Origin of the sequence: Brevundimonas sp., assembly GCF_965227765.1 — a bacterium.
GTDB lineage: Bacteria > Pseudomonadota > Alphaproteobacteria > Caulobacterales > Caulobacteraceae > Brevundimonas.
This window is the reverse complement of sequence record NZ_OZ245778.1, coordinates 1,757,580-1,774,291: the sequence shown is the minus strand read 5'-3', so window position 1 is coordinate 1,774,291 and position 16,712 is coordinate 1,757,580. Positions and strand designations below refer to the sequence as shown.

Below are 16,712 nucleotides of genomic sequence, written 5' to 3'. Positions count from 1 at the left end.
AGTCCGTCCGAAGGGCGATTACTCGCTTTCGGCCAGTTCCAGCTGCAGATCGGCCGGCAGAGGCTCGACGGCGGCTTCACGCGTCGAGGTCAGCAGGGCGTCACGCTCGTTGGCGACCTTCTGCAGGCTGCGCAGATAGGCGCCCGTACCGGCCGGGATCAGGCGACCGACGATGACGTTCTCCTTCAGGCCTTCCAGCGTATCGACCTTGCCGTTGACCGAGGCGTCGGTGAGGACGCGGGTCGTTTCCTGGAAGGACGCCGCCGAGATGAAGCTGCGGGTCTGCAGCGACGCCTTGGTGATGCCCAGCAGGACCGGCTGGGTGGTGGCGATCCGGCCGCCACGCTTCTCGACCTTGGCGTTCTCGAACACGGCTTCAGCCACTTCGACCGTGTCGCCACGGATCAGGGTGGTCTCACCCGAGTCGATGATCTCGACCTTCTGCAGCATCTGGCGAACGATCACCTCGATGTGCTTGTCGTTGATCGGCACGCCCTGCAGTCGATAGACCTCCTGCACTTCGTTCACGAGATACTCGGCCAGCGCCTCGACGCCCTGAATACGCAGCAGATCGTGCGGATCGGGGTTGCCGTCGATGATGTAGTCGCCCTTCTGGATCAGATCGCCGTCGTGGACGGAGATATGTTTGCCCTTCGGGATCAGGAACTCGACGGGTTCGCCCTGGTTGCCATCGGCATCCGGCTCCGGCGTGATCTTGATGCGGCGCTTGTTCTTGTAGTCGCGACCGAACTCAACGCGGCCATCCATCTCGGCGATGACAGCGCAGTCCTTGGGACGACGGGCTTCGAACAGCTCGGCCACCCGCGGCAGACCGCCGGTGATGTCGCGGGTCTTGGCGCCTTCGGTCGGGATACGGGCCAGGATCTCACCGGGCTTCACTTCATCGCCATTGGCGACGGAGAGAATGGCGCCGACGGGCAGCAGGTAACGGGCGTCGGAGCCCGAGGCCAGCTTGGCGTATTCATCACCCTTGGTGACGCCCATGGCCGGACGCAGGTCCGAGCCACGCGGCGAGGCGCGCCAGTCGATGACGACGCGCTGGGCGATGCCCGTCGCTTCGTCGGTTTCCTCGCGGAACGACAGGCCTTCGGTCAGGTCCTCGAACCGGACCACGCCGCCGACTTCGGTCAGGATCGGGGTGGTGTAGGGGTCCCACTCCGCCAGGCGCTGGTTCTTCTTGACCGTCTCGCCTTCCTTGACCCGCAGGCGACCGCCGTAGGGGATCTTGTAGCTTTCGCGATCCTTGCCATCGACCATGACGGTGACCAGGACGTTGCGGCTCATGGAGACCAGGTCGCCGTGAGCGGCCGTGACGGTCGGGCCGACGATCTTGATCTCACCGGCGTTGGTCGCCTCGTAGAACGAGGTTTCCGCCACCTGGGCCGTACCGCCGATGTGGAAGGTCCGCATCGTCAGCTGGGTGCCCGGCTCGCCGATCGACTGGGCGGCGATGACACCGACCGCTTCACCGATGTTGACGTTGGTGCCGCGCGCCAGGTCACGGCCGTAGCACATGCCGCAGATGCCCGCGTCGGCTTCACAGGTCAGGCCCGAGCGGACCTTGACCGACTGAACGCCTTCACGGTCGATGACCTCGACGATGTCCTCCACCAGATAGGTGTCGGCGGGGAACAGGACGGTGTCCGTACCCGGAGCCTTGATGTCCTCGGCGTTGTAGCGACCCAGGACGCGTTGACCCAGCGAGACCAGGACGTCGCCGCCCTCGACCACGGCGCGCAGGGTGATGCCCCGCGTGGAACCGCAGTCTTCCTCGGTGACGATCGAGTCCTGCGCCACGTCCACCAGACGACGGGTCAGGTAACCCGAGTTGGCGGTCTTCAGCGCGGTGTCGGCCAGACCCTTACGGGCGCCGTGGGTGGAGTTGAAGTATTCGAGGACGGTCAGGCCTTCCTTGAAGTTCGAGACGATCGGGGTCTCGATGATCTCGCCGGACGGCTTGGCCATCAGGCCGCGCATCCCGCCGAGTTGCTTCATCTGGGCCTGCGAACCACGGGCGCCGGAGTTGGCCATCATGAAGACCGAGTTGATCTCGGCGGTACGACCCGAGGCCAGGACGCGAGGCTGAGCGATCTCGCCCATCATCTCGTCAGCCACGCGGTCCGTCGCCTTGGACCAGGCGTCGACGACCTTGTTGTACTTCTCGCCCTTGGTGATCAGGCCGTCGGCGTACTGCTGCTCGTATTCCTCGACCAGGGTGCGCGTGGCGGCGACGATCTCGACCTTCTTGGCGGGAATGACGATGTCGTCCTTGCCGAAGGAGATGCCGGCCTTGGCCGCTTCCTTGAAGCCGAGGCCCATCATCTGGTCGGCGAAGATCACCGTCGCCTTCTGACCGCAGTGGCGATAGACCACGTCGATCAGGTTGCCGATTTCCTTCTTGGTCAGATTCTTCTCGAGCAGGCGGTAACCGACGTTCGGGTTCTTGGGCAGCAGGGCGCCCAGCTTCATCCGGCCCGGCGTCGAGTCGATCACCTTGGTGATCTCTTCGCCTTCAGCGTTCATTTCCGTCCAGCGCGCCTTGATGCGCGTGTGCAGGGTGACCACGCCGGCGTCCAGGGCCGCATCGATCTCGCCGACGTTGGCGAACAGCTTGCCCTCGCCGGGTTCGCCGTCCTTGACCAGCGACAGGTAGTACAGACCCAGGACGATGTCCTGCGACGGCACGATGATCGGCTTGCCGTTGGCGGGCGACAGGATGTTGTTCGTCGACATCATCAGGACGCGCGCTTCGAGTTGCGCCTCCAGCGACAGCGGCACGTGAACAGCCATCTGGTCGCCGTCAAAGTCGGCGTTGAAGGCGGCGCAGACCAGCGGGTGCAGCTGGATGGCCTTGCCCTCGATCAGCTTGGGTTCGAACGCCTGGATGCCCAGACGGTGAAGCGTCGGCGCGCGGTTCAGCATGACCGGGTGCTCGCGGATCACCTCTTCGAGGATGTCCCACACCTGGGGCTGTTCGCGCTCGACCATGCGCTTGGACTGTTTGACGGTGCCCGACAGGCCCTTGGCGTCAAGGCGCGCATAGATGAACGGCTTGAACAGCTCGAGCGCCATCTTCTTGGGCAGGCCGCACTCGTGCAGCTTCAGGTCGGGACCGACCACGATGACCGAACGGCCCGAGTAGTCGACGCGCTTGCCCAGAAGGTTCTGGCGGAAGCGGCCCTGCTTGCCCTTCAGCATGTCGGCCAGCGACTTCAGCGGACGCTTGTTGGCGCCCGTGATCACGCGGCCGCGACGGCCGTTGTCGAACAGGGCGTCGACCGATTCCTGCAGCATCCGCTTTTCGTTACGGATGATGATGTCAGGCGCGCGAAGCTCCATCAGGCGCTTCAGGCGGTTGTTGCGGTTGATGACGCGACGATACAGGTCGTTCAGGTCGGAGGTCGCGAAACGACCGCCGTCCAGCGGCACCAGCGGGCGCAGTTCCGGCGGGATGACCGGGACGACCGTCAGGATCATCCACTCGGGCTTGTTGCCGCTGTCGAGGAAGGCCTCGATCAGTTTCAGGCGCTTGGAGGCCTTCTTGGCCTTCATTTCCGAGGGGCTGTCGGCCAGTTCGCCACGGTGGCGCTCGGCTTCCGAATGCAGGTCGATGCCCATCAGCAGGTTGCGCACGGCCTCGGCGCCGATTTCGGCGGTGAAGCCGTCATCGCCGAACTCGTCCTGATAGCGATAGAACTCGTCTTCCGTCAGCAGTTGGTTCTGCTTCAGCGGGGTCAGGCCCGGCTCGGTGACGATGTAGTTTTCGAAGTAGAGCACGCGCTCCACGTCCTTCAGCGCCATGTCCAGCATCAGCGAGATGCGCGACGGCAGCGACTTCAGGAACCAGATGTGGGCGACCGGGCTGGCCAGTTCGATGTGGCCCATGCGCTCGCGCCGAACGCGGGCCAGGGTGACCTCAACGCCGCACTTCTCGCAGATGATGCCCTTGTATTTCATGCGCTTGTACTTGCCGCACAGGCATTCGTAGTCCTTGGTCGGGCCAAAGATACGGGCGCAGAACAGGCCGTCCCGCTCGGGCTTGAACGTGCGGTAGTTGATGGTCTCCGGCTTCTTGATCTCGCCGAACGACCACGAACGGATCTTCTCCGGCGAAGCCAGGGCGATCTTGATCTGGTCGAAGGTCGGGGTGACCGGGACTGCGTTGAAGATGTTCAGGACTTCCTGGTTCATCTTGATTCCTTCTGCGGCGACTGCCGCGTAATTTCAAAAGTGGAGAAAGCGAGGGACCGTCCCTGCCCGCTTGCGCGGACAGGGATCATTCGGTCGATCAGCCGTTCTCCAGCTCCACGTTCAGACCCAGCGAACGCATTTCCTTGATGAGAACGTTGAAGCTCTCGGGAATGCCGGCCTCGAAGCTGTCGTCGCCGCGGACGATGGCCTCGTAGACCTTGGTCCGGCCGGCCACGTCGTCGGACTTCACCGTCAGCATTTCCTGCAGGGTGTAGGCGGCGCCGTAGGCTTCCAGAGCCCAGACCTCCATCTCCCCGAAGCGCTGACCGCCGAACTGCGCCTTACCGCCCAGCGGCTGCTGGGTGACGAGCGAGTACGGCCCAATCGAGCGGGCGTGGATCTTGTCGTCGACCAGGTGGTGCAGCTTCAGCATGTAGATGTAGCCGACCGTGACCGGACGCTTGAACTGCTCGCCCGTCGTGCCGTCATAGACGATCGACTGACCCGAACGCTCCAGACCGGCCTTCTCCAGCAGGTCCTCGATGTCCGAGATGTGCGCGCCGTCGAACACGGGCGTCGCGAACGGAACCCCCTTCGACAGGTTGCGCGCCAGCTCGACCAGCTCGTGCTCGTCTTCCGGCAGGGGCGTGTCCTTGCCGTAGATGTCCGACAGGTGATCGACCAGAGCCTGCTTCTGGCCCCCGTCCTGCCAGGCTTCCAGCAGCCCCTGGATCTGACGACCCAGACCCGCGGAGGCCCAACCCAGGTGGGTTTCGAAAATCTGACCGATGTTCATCCGCGAAGGCACGCCCAGCGGGTTCAGAACCAGGTCAACCGTGGTGCCATCAGCCAGGTGAGGCATGTCCTCGATCGGCAGGATCTTGGAGATGACGCCCTTGTTGCCGTGACGGCCGGCCATCTTGTCCCCGGGCTGAAGCTTGCGCTTCACGGCCACGAACACCTTGACCATCTTCATCACGCCGGGCGGCAGCTCGTCGCCGCGTTGCAGCTTCTCGACCTTGTCTTCGAAGCGACGGTCCAGGGCCTTCCGGGCAGCTTCGAACTGACCCTTCATGGCTTCCAGCTCGCCCATGGCCTTCTCGTCGTCGAGGGCGATCTGCCACCACAGGCCGCGCGACAGTTCGCCCAGCTTGTCTTCGGTGACTTCACCACGGCCCAGACCCTTGGGACCGGACGTAGCGTTCTTGCCCAGCAGCAGAGGCTTCAGGCGGCCATAGACGTTGCGTTCCAGGATGGTCAGCTCGTCGTCGCGGTCCTTGCCCAGGCGTTCGATTTCCGAACGCTCGATCGACATGGCGCGCTCGTCCTTATCGACGCCGTGGCGGTTGAACACGCGAACGTCGACGACCGTGCCGGCGACGCCGGGCGGCAGGCGCAGGCTGGTGTCACGCACGTCCGAAGCCTTCTCGCCGAAGATGGCGCGCAGCAGCTTCTCTTCCGGCGTCATCGGGCTTTCGCCCTTCGGCGTGACCTTGCCGCACAGGATGTCGCCCGGCTGGACTTCGGCGCCGATGGCCACGATGCCCGCTTCGTCGAGGTTGCGCAGGGCTTCCTCGCCAACGTTAGGGATGTCGCGGGTGATTTCTTCTGGCCCAAGCTTGGTGTCGCGGGCCATCACTTCGAACTCGTCGATGTGGATCGAGGTGAACACGTCGTCGCGAACGATGCGCTCGGAGATCAGGATCGAGTCTTCGAAGTTGTAGCCGTTCCAGGGCATGAAGGCGACGAGGGCGTTACGGCCCAGAGCCAGTTCGCCCAGGTCCGTCGAGGGGCCGTCGGCGATGACGTCGCCAGCCTTCACTTCATCGCCCACGCGCACGATCGGGCGCTGGTTGATGCAGGTCGACTGGTTGGAACGCTGGAACTTGGACAGGCGATAGATATCGACGCCCGAACGGCCGGCGTCCTGCTCGTTCGTGGCGCGAACCACGATGCGGGTGCCGTCGATCTGCTCGACCACGCCTTCGCGGCGAGCCACGACCACGGCGCCGGAGTCGCGAGCGACCACGGTTTCCATGCCGGTGCCGACCAGGGGCGCGTCCGACTGAACCAGAGGCACGGCCTGCTTCTGCATGTTCGCGCCCATCAGTGCGCGGTTGGCGTCATCGTTTTCCAGGAATGGGATCAGGGCGGCGGCGACCGAAACGACCTGTTTCGGCGACACGTCCATCATGTCCACGGCTTCCTTGGCCAGGAGCTGGGATTCACCATTGATCCGGCCGGGGACCAGATCGTCGACGATCTCGCCGTCCTTCAGGGCGATGTTGGCCTGAGCGATCGTGTATTTCGCCTCTTCCATGGCCGAGATGTAGACCACCTCGTTCTGGGCCACGCCGTCCTTCACGCGACGGTACGGGCTCTCGATAAAGCCGTACTTGTTGACGCGGGCGTGGGTGGCCAGCGAGTTGATCAGACCAATGTTGGGGCCTTCCGGCGTCTCAATCGGGCAGATGCGGCCGTAGTGGGTCGGGTGAACGTCGCGGACTTCGAAGCCGGCGCGCTCACGCGTCAGACCGCCAGGGCCAAGCGCCGAAAGGCGACGCTTGTGAGTAATCTCCGACAGCGGGTTGGTCTGGTCCATGAACTGCGACAGCTGCGAGGAGCCGAAGAATTCGCGGACCGAAGCCGCGGCAGGCTTGGCGTTGATCAGGTCGTGCGGCATGACCGTGTCGATATCGACCGAGCTCATGCGCTCCTTGATGGCGCGTTCCATGCGCAGCAGGCCGACGCGGTACTGGTTTTCCAGCAGCTCACCGACCGAGCGGACGCGACGGTTGCCCAGGTTGTCGATGTCGTCGATCTCGCCCCGGCCATCCTTCAAGCCGACCAGGATCTTCAGCACTTCCAGAACGTCGTCCTTGCGCAGGACGCGGATCTCGTCCGAGACGTCCAGCTCAAGGCGCATGTTCATCTTGACCCGGCCGACGGCCGACAGGTCGTAGCGTTCCGAATCGAAGAACAGCGAGTTGAACATGGCTTCGGCGGCTTCGGGGGTCGGCGGCTCGCCCGGACGCATGACGCGATAGACGTCGAACAGCGCGTCCTCGCGGCCCGTCGACTTGTCGACCCGCAGGGTGTTGCGCATGTAGGCGCCGACCGTGACGTGGTCGATGTCCAGCACGTCGATGGTGGTGAAGCCGCGCTCTTCCAGCAGGGCGATCGACTCGACGTCCAGCTCGTCGCCGGCCTCGGCGTAGATCTCGCCGGTCTCATAGTTGACGGCGTCGGCGGCAAGGTAGCGGGTCACCAGGGCGTCAGCCGCCAGCGACAGCGACGTGGTGGTTTCGCCCAGCTTCTTGGCGGCGCGGGCGCTGATCTTCTGACCGGCTTCGGCGACCACTTCGCCCGTGTCGGCGTCGATCAGGTCAAACTCGGGCTTCACACCTCTCCAGCGTTCGGCCTTGTAGGGGGTGACCCAGCCTTCGCCGCGCTTCTCATAGGGAACGGTGTCATAGAAGGTGCGCAGGATCTCCTCGCCGTCCATGCCCAGGGCATAGAGGAAGGTCGAGGCCGGCAGCTTACGACGGCGGTCGATACGAACGTAGACAACGTCCTTGGCGTCGAACTCGAAGTCGAGCCACGAACCGCGGTAGGGAATGACGCGGGCGGCGAACAGCAGCTTGCCCGACGAGTGGGTCTTGCCCTTGTCGTGGTCGAAGAAGACGCCCGGCGAACGGTGCATCTGCGAGACGATCACGCGCTCGGTGCCGTTGACGATGAACGTGCCCTTGTCCGTCATCAGGGGGATGTCCCCCATGTAGACGTCCTGCTCCTTGATATCCTTGACCGAGCGGGCGCCGGTTTCCTCGTCCGCCTCAAACACGATCAGGCGCAGCTTGACCTTCAGCGGCGCGGCATAGGTCATGTCGCGCTGAATGCATTCTTCAACGTCGTACTTGGGATCTTCGAACTCGTAGGAGACGTACTCCAGCACAGCGCGTTCGTTGAAGTCCTTGATCGGGAAGACCGACTTGAAGACCGCCTCGATGCCCTGTTCCTTGCGGACGCCCGGACGGACCTCGCGTTGCAGGAACTGCTCGTAGGACGCGCGCTGGACCTCGATCAGGTTGGGCATCGCCACCGCTTCGGGGATACGCCCAAAGGATTTGCGAATGCGCTTCTTGCCGGTGAAGGTCGTGGCGGACGCGATCTGACCATTGATGGTGAGACCGTTGTGGACGTCAGTCATTCAGTTTTTCCCAATCCATTCGGCGTGACCCGAACGAGAAATGCAGCGGCACGGCGCGCCATCCGGCGTCCCGTGACAATCGGTTTCGGCCTCCACCCTCGGACCCCGAAGGGACCAGGAGGCCTGAAATCTGTGAGCTCCCTTGGGAAGGAGCCACGCCTTCGCTCGGTCGGAGGGCGACGGACCGGGCCTCGGCGCTTTCGCGCGGAATCATGTGAGTGATTGCGGAACGGCGACGTATACTCGCTTTTCCGACGAAATAAAGGCCATCCACAGGTTTCTTGGCTGGACTTTTCGGGTTGAGCGGGCGCAGCCAGATGTTAGCGTGGCGGTATGACACGCACCGCCCTGCTCGCCGCCTTCGTAATCGCCCTGTCTGCGGGCCTGACAGGGTGCGCCGCCACCGTGCCCAACACCTTGCTGGCGGCCTCTCCGAACAGCGCCGCATCCTGGGAACCGGCCCAGCAAGGCTATCTCGCTTGGAGTTCGACGCGGCGCGACTGGACGGTCCTGCCCTCGGGCCTGCAATTCAAGCGGATCGGCCGGGCCAAGCCCGACGCGCCCCGCCCCTCCGTCGTCGACACGGTTCGCGTCCACTATCGCGGCACGCTGATCAACGGCAAGGAGTTCGACAGCTCCTACGCCCGCAACGAACCGGCCGAGTTCCCGTTGGGCCGCGTCATCCGCGGCTGGACCGAGGGCGTGGCCCTGATGCACGTCGGCGAGACCTACGATTTCGTGATTCCCGCCGACATGGCCTATGGCCCCCGCGCCATGGGCGCCGACATCCCGGCGAACTCGACCCTGCTGTTCCGGGTCGAGCTGCTGGCGGTCAATCCTTGACGCCTTAGCGCGATCGGCGGAGCTTCCGGGCCAAAGCGCGTTCATGCGGTATGGCTACGCTCGTCCGGTGACGAGCGGGCGCATCGCTCGCCCAGGAGTTCTCATGTCTCACGCTCGCCTCTCAGCCTGCGGTCTCGCTCTTCTTCTCGTCTCGGCAGCCCCAGGGGCTCTGGCCCAGGCGGCGGCTCCGTCCACCACCGCCGCCGTCCTCTCGCCCGCATCGTCGGTGAATACGACCATCCCCGATGTCGTGGATCGGGCCTGGCCGGGCGTGATCACGCTCGACGTGGACGCCACCGACCTGAACCGCCGCATCTTCCGGGTGCGCGAGATCATTCCGGTCGAGGCGGCGGGGCCGATGACCCTGTTCTTTCCGCAATGGCTCCCGGGCGAGCACGGACCCACGGGGCCGATCGCTCAACTGGCCGGGCTGATCATCACGGCGGGCGGCCAGAGGGTGGAGTGGACGCGCGACACCCTGCAGCCCTTCGCCTTCCATATCGTGGTCCCCGCCGGGGCGACCCAGATCGTCGCCGAGTTCCAGCACCTGTCGCCGACCGCCCCCAATCAGGGTCGGGTGACGATGACGGCCGAGATGTTGAACGTGCAGTGGGAGAAGATGCTGCTCTATCCGGCGGGCCGCTATCACCGCAACATCACGACCCAGGCCAGCGTGAAGCTGCCGGACGGCTGGTCGATGGGCTCGGCGCTGGAGACTGAAGGGACGGCGGGCGCCACGACCACCTTCAAGCCCGTCACCCTGGACGTGCTGATCGACAGTCCGATCTTCGCCGGCGCCCATTATCGCCAGATCGACCTCGATCCGGGCGGCCGCTCGCCGGTTCGGATCAATATCGTCGCCGACGCCGCCGCCAATATCGCCCCGACCGACGAACATATCGGCATTCTGCGCTCCCTGGTCCAACAGGCCGACCGCCTGTTCGGCGCACGCCATTTTGACCGCTATGACTTCCTGATGGCGATGACCGACCGGCTGGGCGGCATCGGGCTGGAGCACCACCGCTCGTCCGAGAACAGCGTCGATCCGGGGTTCTTCACCGACTGGTCGTCCAAGCTGGGCGACCGCGACCTGCTGGCCCACGAATACACCCACTCGTGGAACGGCAAATGGCGTCGGCCTGCGGATCAGAACGTGGCCAACTACAACATCCCGCTGCAGGACAGCCTGATGTGGGTCTATGAGGGCCAGACCCAGTTCTGGGGCAATGTCCTGTCGGCGCGATCCGGCATGGTGACGCGTCAACAGGCGCTGGACGCCCTGGCGATGACCGCAGCCTCCTACGACGCCACGATTGGGCGCGAATGGCGCGCCATGCAGGACACCACCAACGACCCCATCATCAGCCAGCGTCAGCCCAAGGGCTGGCTCAGCTGGCAGCGGGACGAGGACTATTATGTCGAGGGGGCGCTGATCTGGCTCGATGCCGACACCCTGATCCGTGAGAAGACCAACGGCCGCAAGAGCCTGGACGACTTCGCCCGCGCCTTCTTCGGCACCAACGACGGCGAGTTCGACGAAGCCCCCTACACCTTCGAGGATGTGGTGAGCGCGCTGAACGGCGTGGTCGCGCATGACTGGGCCAGCTTCCTGCGCACCCGCCTGGATGGACATGGCCCCGGCGCCCCGCTGGATGGGCTTGAGCGCGGCGGATACCGTCTGGTCTTCACCGACACCCCGTCCGACTATCAGAAGACGCTGTACGCCGAATATGAGCGGAGCAACTTCTGGTACTCCCTGGGGCTGCAGACCGACAAGGATAGCAAGATCAACGGCGTCCTGTGGGAAGGCCCCGCCTTCAACGCCAGCCTGGCTGTCGGTATGCAGATCATCGCCGTGAATGGGGACGCTGCTTCACCCGACCGACTGGGCGCGGCCATCACCGCCGCCAAGGACACGACGACGCCGATCTCGCTGATCGTCAAGGACGGCGAGCGCTACCGTACGGTCGAGATCGATTACCACGGCGGCCTTCGCTATCCGCACCTGGAGCGCATCGCCGGCACGCCGGACCGGCTGGGCGACCTGTACACGGCGCGGCAGCGCTAGACCTTGAGCGTCTGAGCCAGAACCGCGCGGGTTCTGGCTCAGACCAAAAGCCTGGTCAGCCGCAGTCCACGGACTGGATGATGCCCGTCGCCTCGTCGAAACGCAGGTTCAGACGATCGGCCATATACTCCTTGGTCGTCGCACAGGTGGTGCAGACGATGCGGACGTTGGAGCCGGGCCCGAAGTCCACGGCGCCGACATGAGAGCCGATCAGGGACTGGGCCTGGGCGGCGTCGCATTGACGGGGTCCATCAACCGCGCCGCCATCCATCGGCGGCGAGGCCGCACAGCCTGCCAGGACAAGCGCCAGCCCACCTGCGGCGATCAGGCTCGCCCGGCTCATCCGCAAGCCATCTGAGTGACGACTTCGGTGTTGACGTCATAGGTGATGGTCAGGCGGCGAGGATTATAGTCCATCGTCACCGCGCAGGTGCTGCAGGCCACGCGCCAGGTCTCTCCGGCGGGCGCCCGCGGCAGCTCGGACCGCTTGCGGCCGATATAGGCCTGATAGAGGTCAGCCTTGCATTCGCTGGCTCCGTCGACAGGCAGGGTCGCCGCGGGACCGCCCTCCATCGGGGCGCAGGCGGCGATGGCCAGGCCTCCCAGACCCAGCAGGACGGGGGCGAACAAGATCGGCAAACGAGTCATCGTGTCGGTCTCCTTTTCAAGTCAGGCGGTCAGCCGCAACGGACTGTTTCGACCAGGCCGGTCGCGGTGTTGAAGAAGATGTTCAGGCGGTAGGGCGAATAGTCCTCGGTGATGACGCAAGTCGTACAGGCCACCCGCCGATTGACGACATCGACCGGGACGGGAATCTCGGTGCGCGGCTTGCCCACCAGCCATTGCAGGTCGTTGGCCTTGCACATGTCGGCGTCCGTCGAGGGCATCCGGGTGCCGATGGGTTGCGCCTGGGCCGCCGCCGCGACGACCGCGGGCGCCGGAGCTTCGGTCTTGGGCGTCGAGCAGCCCGCCAGGACCGCGCCCGGCAGCATCAGCGACGACAGGACCGCAACCTTCACGCCGCCTTCTCCCAACGCCCTTCGTCCGACTGCTTCCAGTAGGCGAGGTTGGCCCCCTGCCCTTTCAGCGTGCGCCAGCGCTCGCGTGCGCCGTGCAGCGCCGTCTCGTCCCGGCCCTCGAAGATGATGAAGCATCGTGCGTATGTCTCCGTTTCCCCCAGTTCAGACCCATCCACGATGAACAGCGCATGAGCACCGTTCGGGTTCTCATGCGAGGAGGTCAGCAGAATGGGCTGACGATCCGCGTGGGGCGCGTCCGAACGGCCGTGGGCGAGGAAGCTGTCCTCGCGCCACGTCCACAGGGCGTCGTCGATGTCTTCAAGCTCGGAGGGGTCGGCGACGCGCACGATGGCGCGCCACCCCCGTTGCAGCGTCCGATCCAGAAGCTCCGGCAGCACCTGGCCGAGCGAGGACTGCTCCAGATGGTAGAACCAGATTTCGGGACCGGCTGCGGCGTTCATCAGCCTTCGTAGGAATCCGCAACCATCCGGTCGAGCGTGCGCACGCCAAAGCCGACGGCGCCGTCCGGGATGGTGTTGCGCGTGGACTTGTTGACCCAGGCCGTCGGCGCGATGTCCAGGTGCGCCCAGGGCGTGCCGTTGGTGAAGCGTTGCAGGAACAGGGCCGCGGTGATCGAGCCGCCGGCGCGACCATTGCCGGTGTTCTTCACGTCAGCGATGGGGCTGTCGATGTGCTTTTCGTACTGGGGCGGAAGCGGCATGCGCCAGAAGTTTTCGCCCACCTTGTCGGCGGCGGCGAAGATCGGCCCGGCCACGGCTTCGTCGTTCGCATAGAGGGCGGCGTAGTCCAGGCCCAGGGCCACGATCGCGGCGCCCGTCAGGGTCGCCAGATCGATCATGAACTTCGGCTTGAAGCGATCCTGCGTGTACCAGAGCGCGTCGGCCAGGACGAGGCGACCTTCGGCGTCGGTGTTGATCACCTCGACCGATTGACCCGACATCGACACGACCACGTCACCGGGGCGCTGGGCGTTGCCGTCAGGCATGTTCTCGACCAGGCCCAGGACGCCCACGGCGTTGACCTTGGCCTTGCGGCCCGCCAGGGCGTGCATCAGGCCGGCGACCGCAGCCGCCCCGCCCATGTCCCACTTCATGTCTTCCATGCCGTCGGCCGGCTTGATGGAGATGCCGCCGGTGTCGAAGGTCACGCCCTTGCCGACGAAGGCCAGGGGCTGTTCGCCCGCCTTGCCGCCGTTCCACTGGATCACCGCCAGCTGGCTTTCGCGACGGCTGCCCTGGCCCACGCCCAGCAGGGTGCGCATGCCCAGCTTCTCCATCTCGGCCTCGCCCAGAATCTCGACCTTCAGGCCGAGAGGCTCCAGCGCCTTGACGCGGCGGGCGAACTCTTCGGGGTAGAGGACGTTGGCGGGCTCGGCGACCAGATCGCGCGCAAAGATCACGGCGTCAGCGACAGCCGACAGAGGCTCGAAGGCCGCCTGAGACGCGCGGATGTCGGAGGTCACGACCCGCACCGAGGTCACCGAGGCGATCTTCTCGGCCTTCAGCGTGGTGCGGTACTTGTCGAAGCGATAGGCGGCCAGGCGAACGGCGAAGGCCGCGCGGGCCGACTGTTCGGGGCTCAGATGTCCAAAGTCCAGCGTCAGCACCTCGGCGCCCGACAGGCGGACGGCATGGAAGGCGGCGGCGGCGGCGGATTCCAGCGCCAGGTCGTCAAACTTGGCAGGGTCGCCCGCGCCGACCAGCAGCACGCTGTCGGCTTCGACGCCTGCCGGAGCAGCGATGGTCAGGGTCGCGTCGGCTGAACCTGTAAATCGGCTCTTCTGCATGGCCTTGGTCAGGGCGCCGGACGCGGCCTGGTCGTAGGTCCCGCCGGCTGCGGTCAGGCTGCGATCGCCATGCACCAGCACGGCGACGATTTCCGCAGAACCCGCGGCGGCGACAAATTCGACTTTCATGAAACGCGACTCCAGCCGGAGTTGGACGCTCCGGTCATTTGATACTGTGGGAAGGACGCTGTCGGTTGGCCCCGACACGTCCGGGTGTGTATTAGATGCTCCCCATCGCCCGCCCCCGCAACCAGGGCAAGCCACTCGCACGCATGACCCTGATTCAACGCTACCTTTTTCGACAGCTCGCCGTGCCCATCGTGGCGGCGTGCGCGGCGCTGGCGGGAATCGGCCTGCTGAGCCAGAGCCTCGACCAACTCGAGATCATCGTCGAGCGGGGCCAGAGCGTCTGGATCATGGTCAAACTGACCCTTCTGGCCCTTCCTCAACTGCTGGGCGTCATCCTGCCCATCGGCCTGTTCGTGGGCGCCCTGGTCGCCCTGACGCGACTGCAGCGCGAGCAGGAACTGACCGCCGCCTTCGCCAGCGGCATGACGCGGTGGTCGGTCATTTCGCCCGCGGCCCGGCTGGCGGTGATCGTGACGATCCTGGTCCTGGGCAACAACCTGTTCGTCCAGCCCTGGGCCCAGCGCGCGTCGCGCGAACAGACCTTCGCCATCCGCACAGACCTGGCTGCGCTGCTGGTGCAAGAGGGGCAGTTCGTCCAAGGCCCGGACGGCCTGACCGTCTATGTGCAGCAGATCGAACAAAGCGGTCTGATGAAGAACCTCTTCATCTACCTGGACGACGGCAAGTCGGTGACGACCTGGGATGCCTCCGAGGCCCGGTTCGGCCGGATCGGCGGCGCGCCCGTCCTCACCATGACCGAGGGCTCGTGGCAGAAATATTCCTCTGACGGCGTGCTGAACTTCCTGTCGTTCGACCAGTACGCCTTTGACCTGTCGCCCTTCACCAACAACGACGAGACGATCCGCTACAAGCCCGCCGACCTCAGCCTGACCCAGTTGCTCAACCCTCGTCCAGCCACCCTGAGCCGATATTCCGCAGGCGAGTTGCTGGCCGAAGCTCACGCCCGGCTGTCATCGCCCCTCTATGCCCTGACCGGCATGGCCCTGGCCCTGTCGGCGATCATGGGAGGGGCCTACAGCCGAACCGGCTATGGCGGACGCATCGCAAAGGCCGCGGGTCTGTTCCTGCTGGTTCGCATCCTGGGGTATGGCGTGGTGGCGGCCAGCGTCTGGAACGGTTGGCTCAACGTCTTCCAGTATCTGCTGCCTCTGGGCGTGGCCGTCCTGGCGCTGAGAATGCTGTTCCGCGCGCTCAAGCCCCGGCGTCAGAGGACATGGCCCCTGATCGGCACGCTCAAGGCGAGGTTCGCATGACCCGGCTCAGCCTGCGCGGCGCCCACACCTCGACCCGGTTTCGTCTGGGTCGCATCGAGCGCTACGTCCTGGTGCAACAGGCCCGCGCCCTCGCTGTCGCCCTGGCCGTCATCGCCTCCCTGGTCATGTTGATCGACTTCGTCGAGATTTCGCGTGGCGTGGATGCGGACCTGTCTGCGCTCAGGCTGATCGGGCTGATGTTCCTGAAGTCGCCCGCGGTGATCGTGCAGCTTCTGCCCTTCGTCTTCCTGTTCGGCACCCTGGGGGCCTTTGTCGGACTGAACCGTCGCAGCGAACTGATCGCCATGCGGGCCGCCGGGATTTCCGCCTGGCGCTTCGTGCTGCCGGCGGCGGGCGCAGCCCTGGTATTCGGCGTGCTGACCGTCACCGTCGTGGGGCCTTTGGCGGCGGCGGGCGACGGCCTTTATCAACGCGAGCGGGCCCGGATCTCCGGCGAAAGCCGCACCGGCGAGGCGAACGAGGCGATCTGGCTGCGCGAGGGCGAGGCCCAGCGTCAGATGATCATCCGCGCCGAACGTCAGGATCGCACCAACGCCCGGCTTCTGGCCGTGACCTTCTTCATCTACACGACCGACCCCGATGGCCGCCGCGCCTTCACCGAGCGGATCGACGCCGCCTCGGCCAGCCTGAACGCCGGACGCTGGCGCCTGGTCGATGCGGTCGGCGCCCAGACGGGGCAGAGGGCTGTGCGCTACGCCACGCTCGACCTGCCTTCCAGCCTGGCGGATGAGGAGGCGTTCAATCGATTCGCCCGGCCCCAATCCACGTCCTTCTGGTCCCTGCCCGCCCAGATCGGCCGCATCGAGGACGCCGGATTCTCGTCCACGGCCTATCGGCTGCGGCTGCAGCAGTTGCTGTCGACGCCGCTCGCCTTCGCCGCCATGTCGATCCTGGCCGCGGCCTTTTCGCTGCGGCTGATGCGTCTCGGCGACCTGGCGCGGATGGCGGCGGCCGCCGTCGTGCTGGGTTTCGGCTTCTTCTTCCTGAACCAATTCTCGTCGGCCATGGGCTCGGCCGAGGTCGTACCGCCGTTCGTCGCGGCCTGGTTGCCGACAGTTCTCACCGCCCTCGCCGCCTTCACCTTGCTGTTCTATACCGAAGACGGCTAATCGGACCGGCCGAACCGGCT

Annotated in this window: 11 protein-coding genes; 4 read left to right on the top strand and 7 right to left on the bottom strand. The window is 65.4% G+C overall.

What is annotated here, in order from left to right; genetic code table 11:
• Positions 1–18: 18 nt before the first annotated feature.
• Positions 19–4,212: a DNA-directed RNA polymerase subunit beta' gene (gene rpoC, locus ACO05L_RS08495; RefSeq protein WP_421728748.1), complete on the bottom strand. Its 4,194-nt coding sequence runs from the start codon at positions 4,210–4,212 to the stop codon at positions 19–21.
• Positions 4,213–4,309: 97 nt separating this feature from the next.
• Positions 4,310–8,422: a DNA-directed RNA polymerase subunit beta gene (gene rpoB, locus ACO05L_RS08490; protein WP_421728747.1), complete on the bottom strand. Its 4,113-nt coding sequence runs from the start codon at positions 8,420–8,422 to the stop codon at positions 4,310–4,312.
• Positions 8,423–8,755: 333 nt separating this feature from the next.
• On the opposite strand from rpoB, the gene ACO05L_RS08485 reads away from it, so the two are divergent.
• Both ACO05L_RS08485 and ACO05L_RS08480 read left to right on the top strand, forming a co-directional pair.
• A complete protein-coding gene (locus tag ACO05L_RS08485) occupies positions 8,756–9,265 on the top strand; it encodes an FKBP-type peptidyl-prolyl cis-trans isomerase (protein WP_421728746.1) in 510 nt (169 codons plus the stop codon).
• Between the two features lie 103 nt (positions 9,266–9,368).
• On the top strand, positions 9,369–11,333 hold the full coding sequence (locus ACO05L_RS08480; protein ID WP_421728745.1) for a M61 family metallopeptidase: 1,965 nt from the start codon (positions 9,369–9,371) through the stop codon (positions 11,331–11,333).
• A 55-nt stretch (positions 11,334–11,388) separates the two neighbouring features.
• On the opposite strand, the gene ACO05L_RS08475 is transcribed toward ACO05L_RS08480, so the two are convergent.
• Genes ACO05L_RS08475 through ACO05L_RS08455 form a run of 5 tightly spaced genes read right to left on the bottom strand, consistent with a single transcriptional unit; the run spans position 11,389 to position 14,288 of the window.
• Positions 11,389–11,676 (bottom strand): hypothetical protein, encoded by a 288-nt coding sequence (locus ACO05L_RS08475; protein ID WP_421728744.1) that lies wholly within the window; start codon positions 11,674–11,676, stop codon positions 11,389–11,391.
• Complete coding sequence (locus tag ACO05L_RS08470; RefSeq protein ID WP_421728743.1) at positions 11,673–11,981, bottom strand: I78 family peptidase inhibitor; 309 nt, start codon at positions 11,979–11,981, stop codon at positions 11,673–11,675. The genes ACO05L_RS08475 and ACO05L_RS08470 overlap by 4 nt, the downstream gene beginning before the upstream one ends.
• Positions 11,982–12,010: 29 nt before the next feature.
• Positions 12,011–12,352 (bottom strand): hypothetical protein, encoded by a 342-nt coding sequence (locus ACO05L_RS08465; protein WP_421728742.1) that lies wholly within the window; start codon positions 12,350–12,352, stop codon positions 12,011–12,013.
• Positions 12,349–12,813 carry a DNA polymerase III subunit chi gene (locus tag ACO05L_RS08460; protein WP_421728741.1) on the bottom strand — a complete coding sequence of 155 codons (465 nt, stop codon included), beginning with the start codon at positions 12,811–12,813 and terminating at the stop codon, positions 12,349–12,351. The genes ACO05L_RS08465 and ACO05L_RS08460 overlap by 4 nt, the downstream gene beginning before the upstream one ends.
• Positions 12,813–14,288, bottom strand: a complete 1,476-nt coding sequence (locus ACO05L_RS08455; RefSeq protein ID WP_421728740.1) for a leucyl aminopeptidase — start codon at positions 14,286–14,288, stop codon at positions 12,813–12,815. The genes ACO05L_RS08460 and ACO05L_RS08455 overlap by 1 nt, the downstream gene beginning before the upstream one ends.
• A 143-nt stretch (positions 14,289–14,431) precedes the next feature.
• Here ACO05L_RS08455 and ACO05L_RS08450 point away from each other — a divergent pair, with 143 nt between their 5' ends.
• Both ACO05L_RS08450 and lptG read left to right on the top strand, forming a co-directional pair.
• A complete protein-coding gene (locus ACO05L_RS08450) occupies positions 14,432–15,562 on the top strand; it encodes an LptF/LptG family permease (protein ID WP_421728739.1) in 1,131 nt (376 codons plus the stop codon).
• Positions 15,559–16,692 carry an LPS export ABC transporter permease LptG gene (lptG, locus tag ACO05L_RS08445; protein WP_421728738.1) on the top strand — a complete coding sequence of 378 codons (1,134 nt, stop codon included), beginning with the start codon at positions 15,559–15,561 and terminating at the stop codon, positions 16,690–16,692. Before ACO05L_RS08450 ends, lptG begins: the two co-directional genes overlap by 4 nt.
• Positions 16,693–16,712 lie beyond the last annotated feature (20 nt).

What these genes read in the sequence shown, in the direction of transcription:
- ACO05L_RS08455 (WP_421728740.1), bottom strand. Translation starts at nt 14,288, where the DNA reads ATGAAAGTCGAATTTGTCGCCGCCGCGGGTTCTGCGGAAATCGTCGCC.
- ACO05L_RS08470 (WP_421728743.1), bottom strand. Translation starts at nt 11,981, where the DNA reads ATGACTCGTTTGCCGATCTTGTTCGCCCCCGTCCTGCTGGGTCTGGGA.
- ACO05L_RS08480 (WP_421728745.1), top strand. Translation starts at nt 9,369, where the DNA reads ATGTCTCACGCTCGCCTCTCAGCCTGCGGTCTCGCTCTTCTTCTCGTC.
- rpoC (WP_421728748.1), bottom strand. Translation starts at nt 4,212, where the DNA reads ATGAACCAGGAAGTCCTGAACATCTTCAACGCAGTCCCGGTCACCCCG.
- ACO05L_RS08475 (WP_421728744.1), bottom strand. Translation starts at nt 11,676, where the DNA reads ATGAGCCGGGCGAGCCTGATCGCCGCAGGTGGGCTGGCGCTTGTCCTG.
- ACO05L_RS08485 (WP_421728746.1), top strand. Translation starts at nt 8,756, where the DNA reads ATGACACGCACCGCCCTGCTCGCCGCCTTCGTAATCGCCCTGTCTGCG.
- lptG (WP_421728738.1), top strand. Translation starts at nt 15,559, where the DNA reads ATGACCCGGCTCAGCCTGCGCGGCGCCCACACCTCGACCCGGTTTCGT.
- ACO05L_RS08460 (WP_421728741.1), bottom strand. Translation starts at nt 12,813, where the DNA reads ATGAACGCCGCAGCCGGTCCCGAAATCTGGTTCTACCATCTGGAGCAG.
- rpoB (WP_421728747.1), bottom strand. Translation starts at nt 8,422, where the DNA reads ATGACTGACGTCCACAACGGTCTCACCATCAATGGTCAGATCGCGTCC.
- ACO05L_RS08450 (WP_421728739.1), top strand. Translation starts at nt 14,432, where the DNA reads ATGACCCTGATTCAACGCTACCTTTTTCGACAGCTCGCCGTGCCCATC.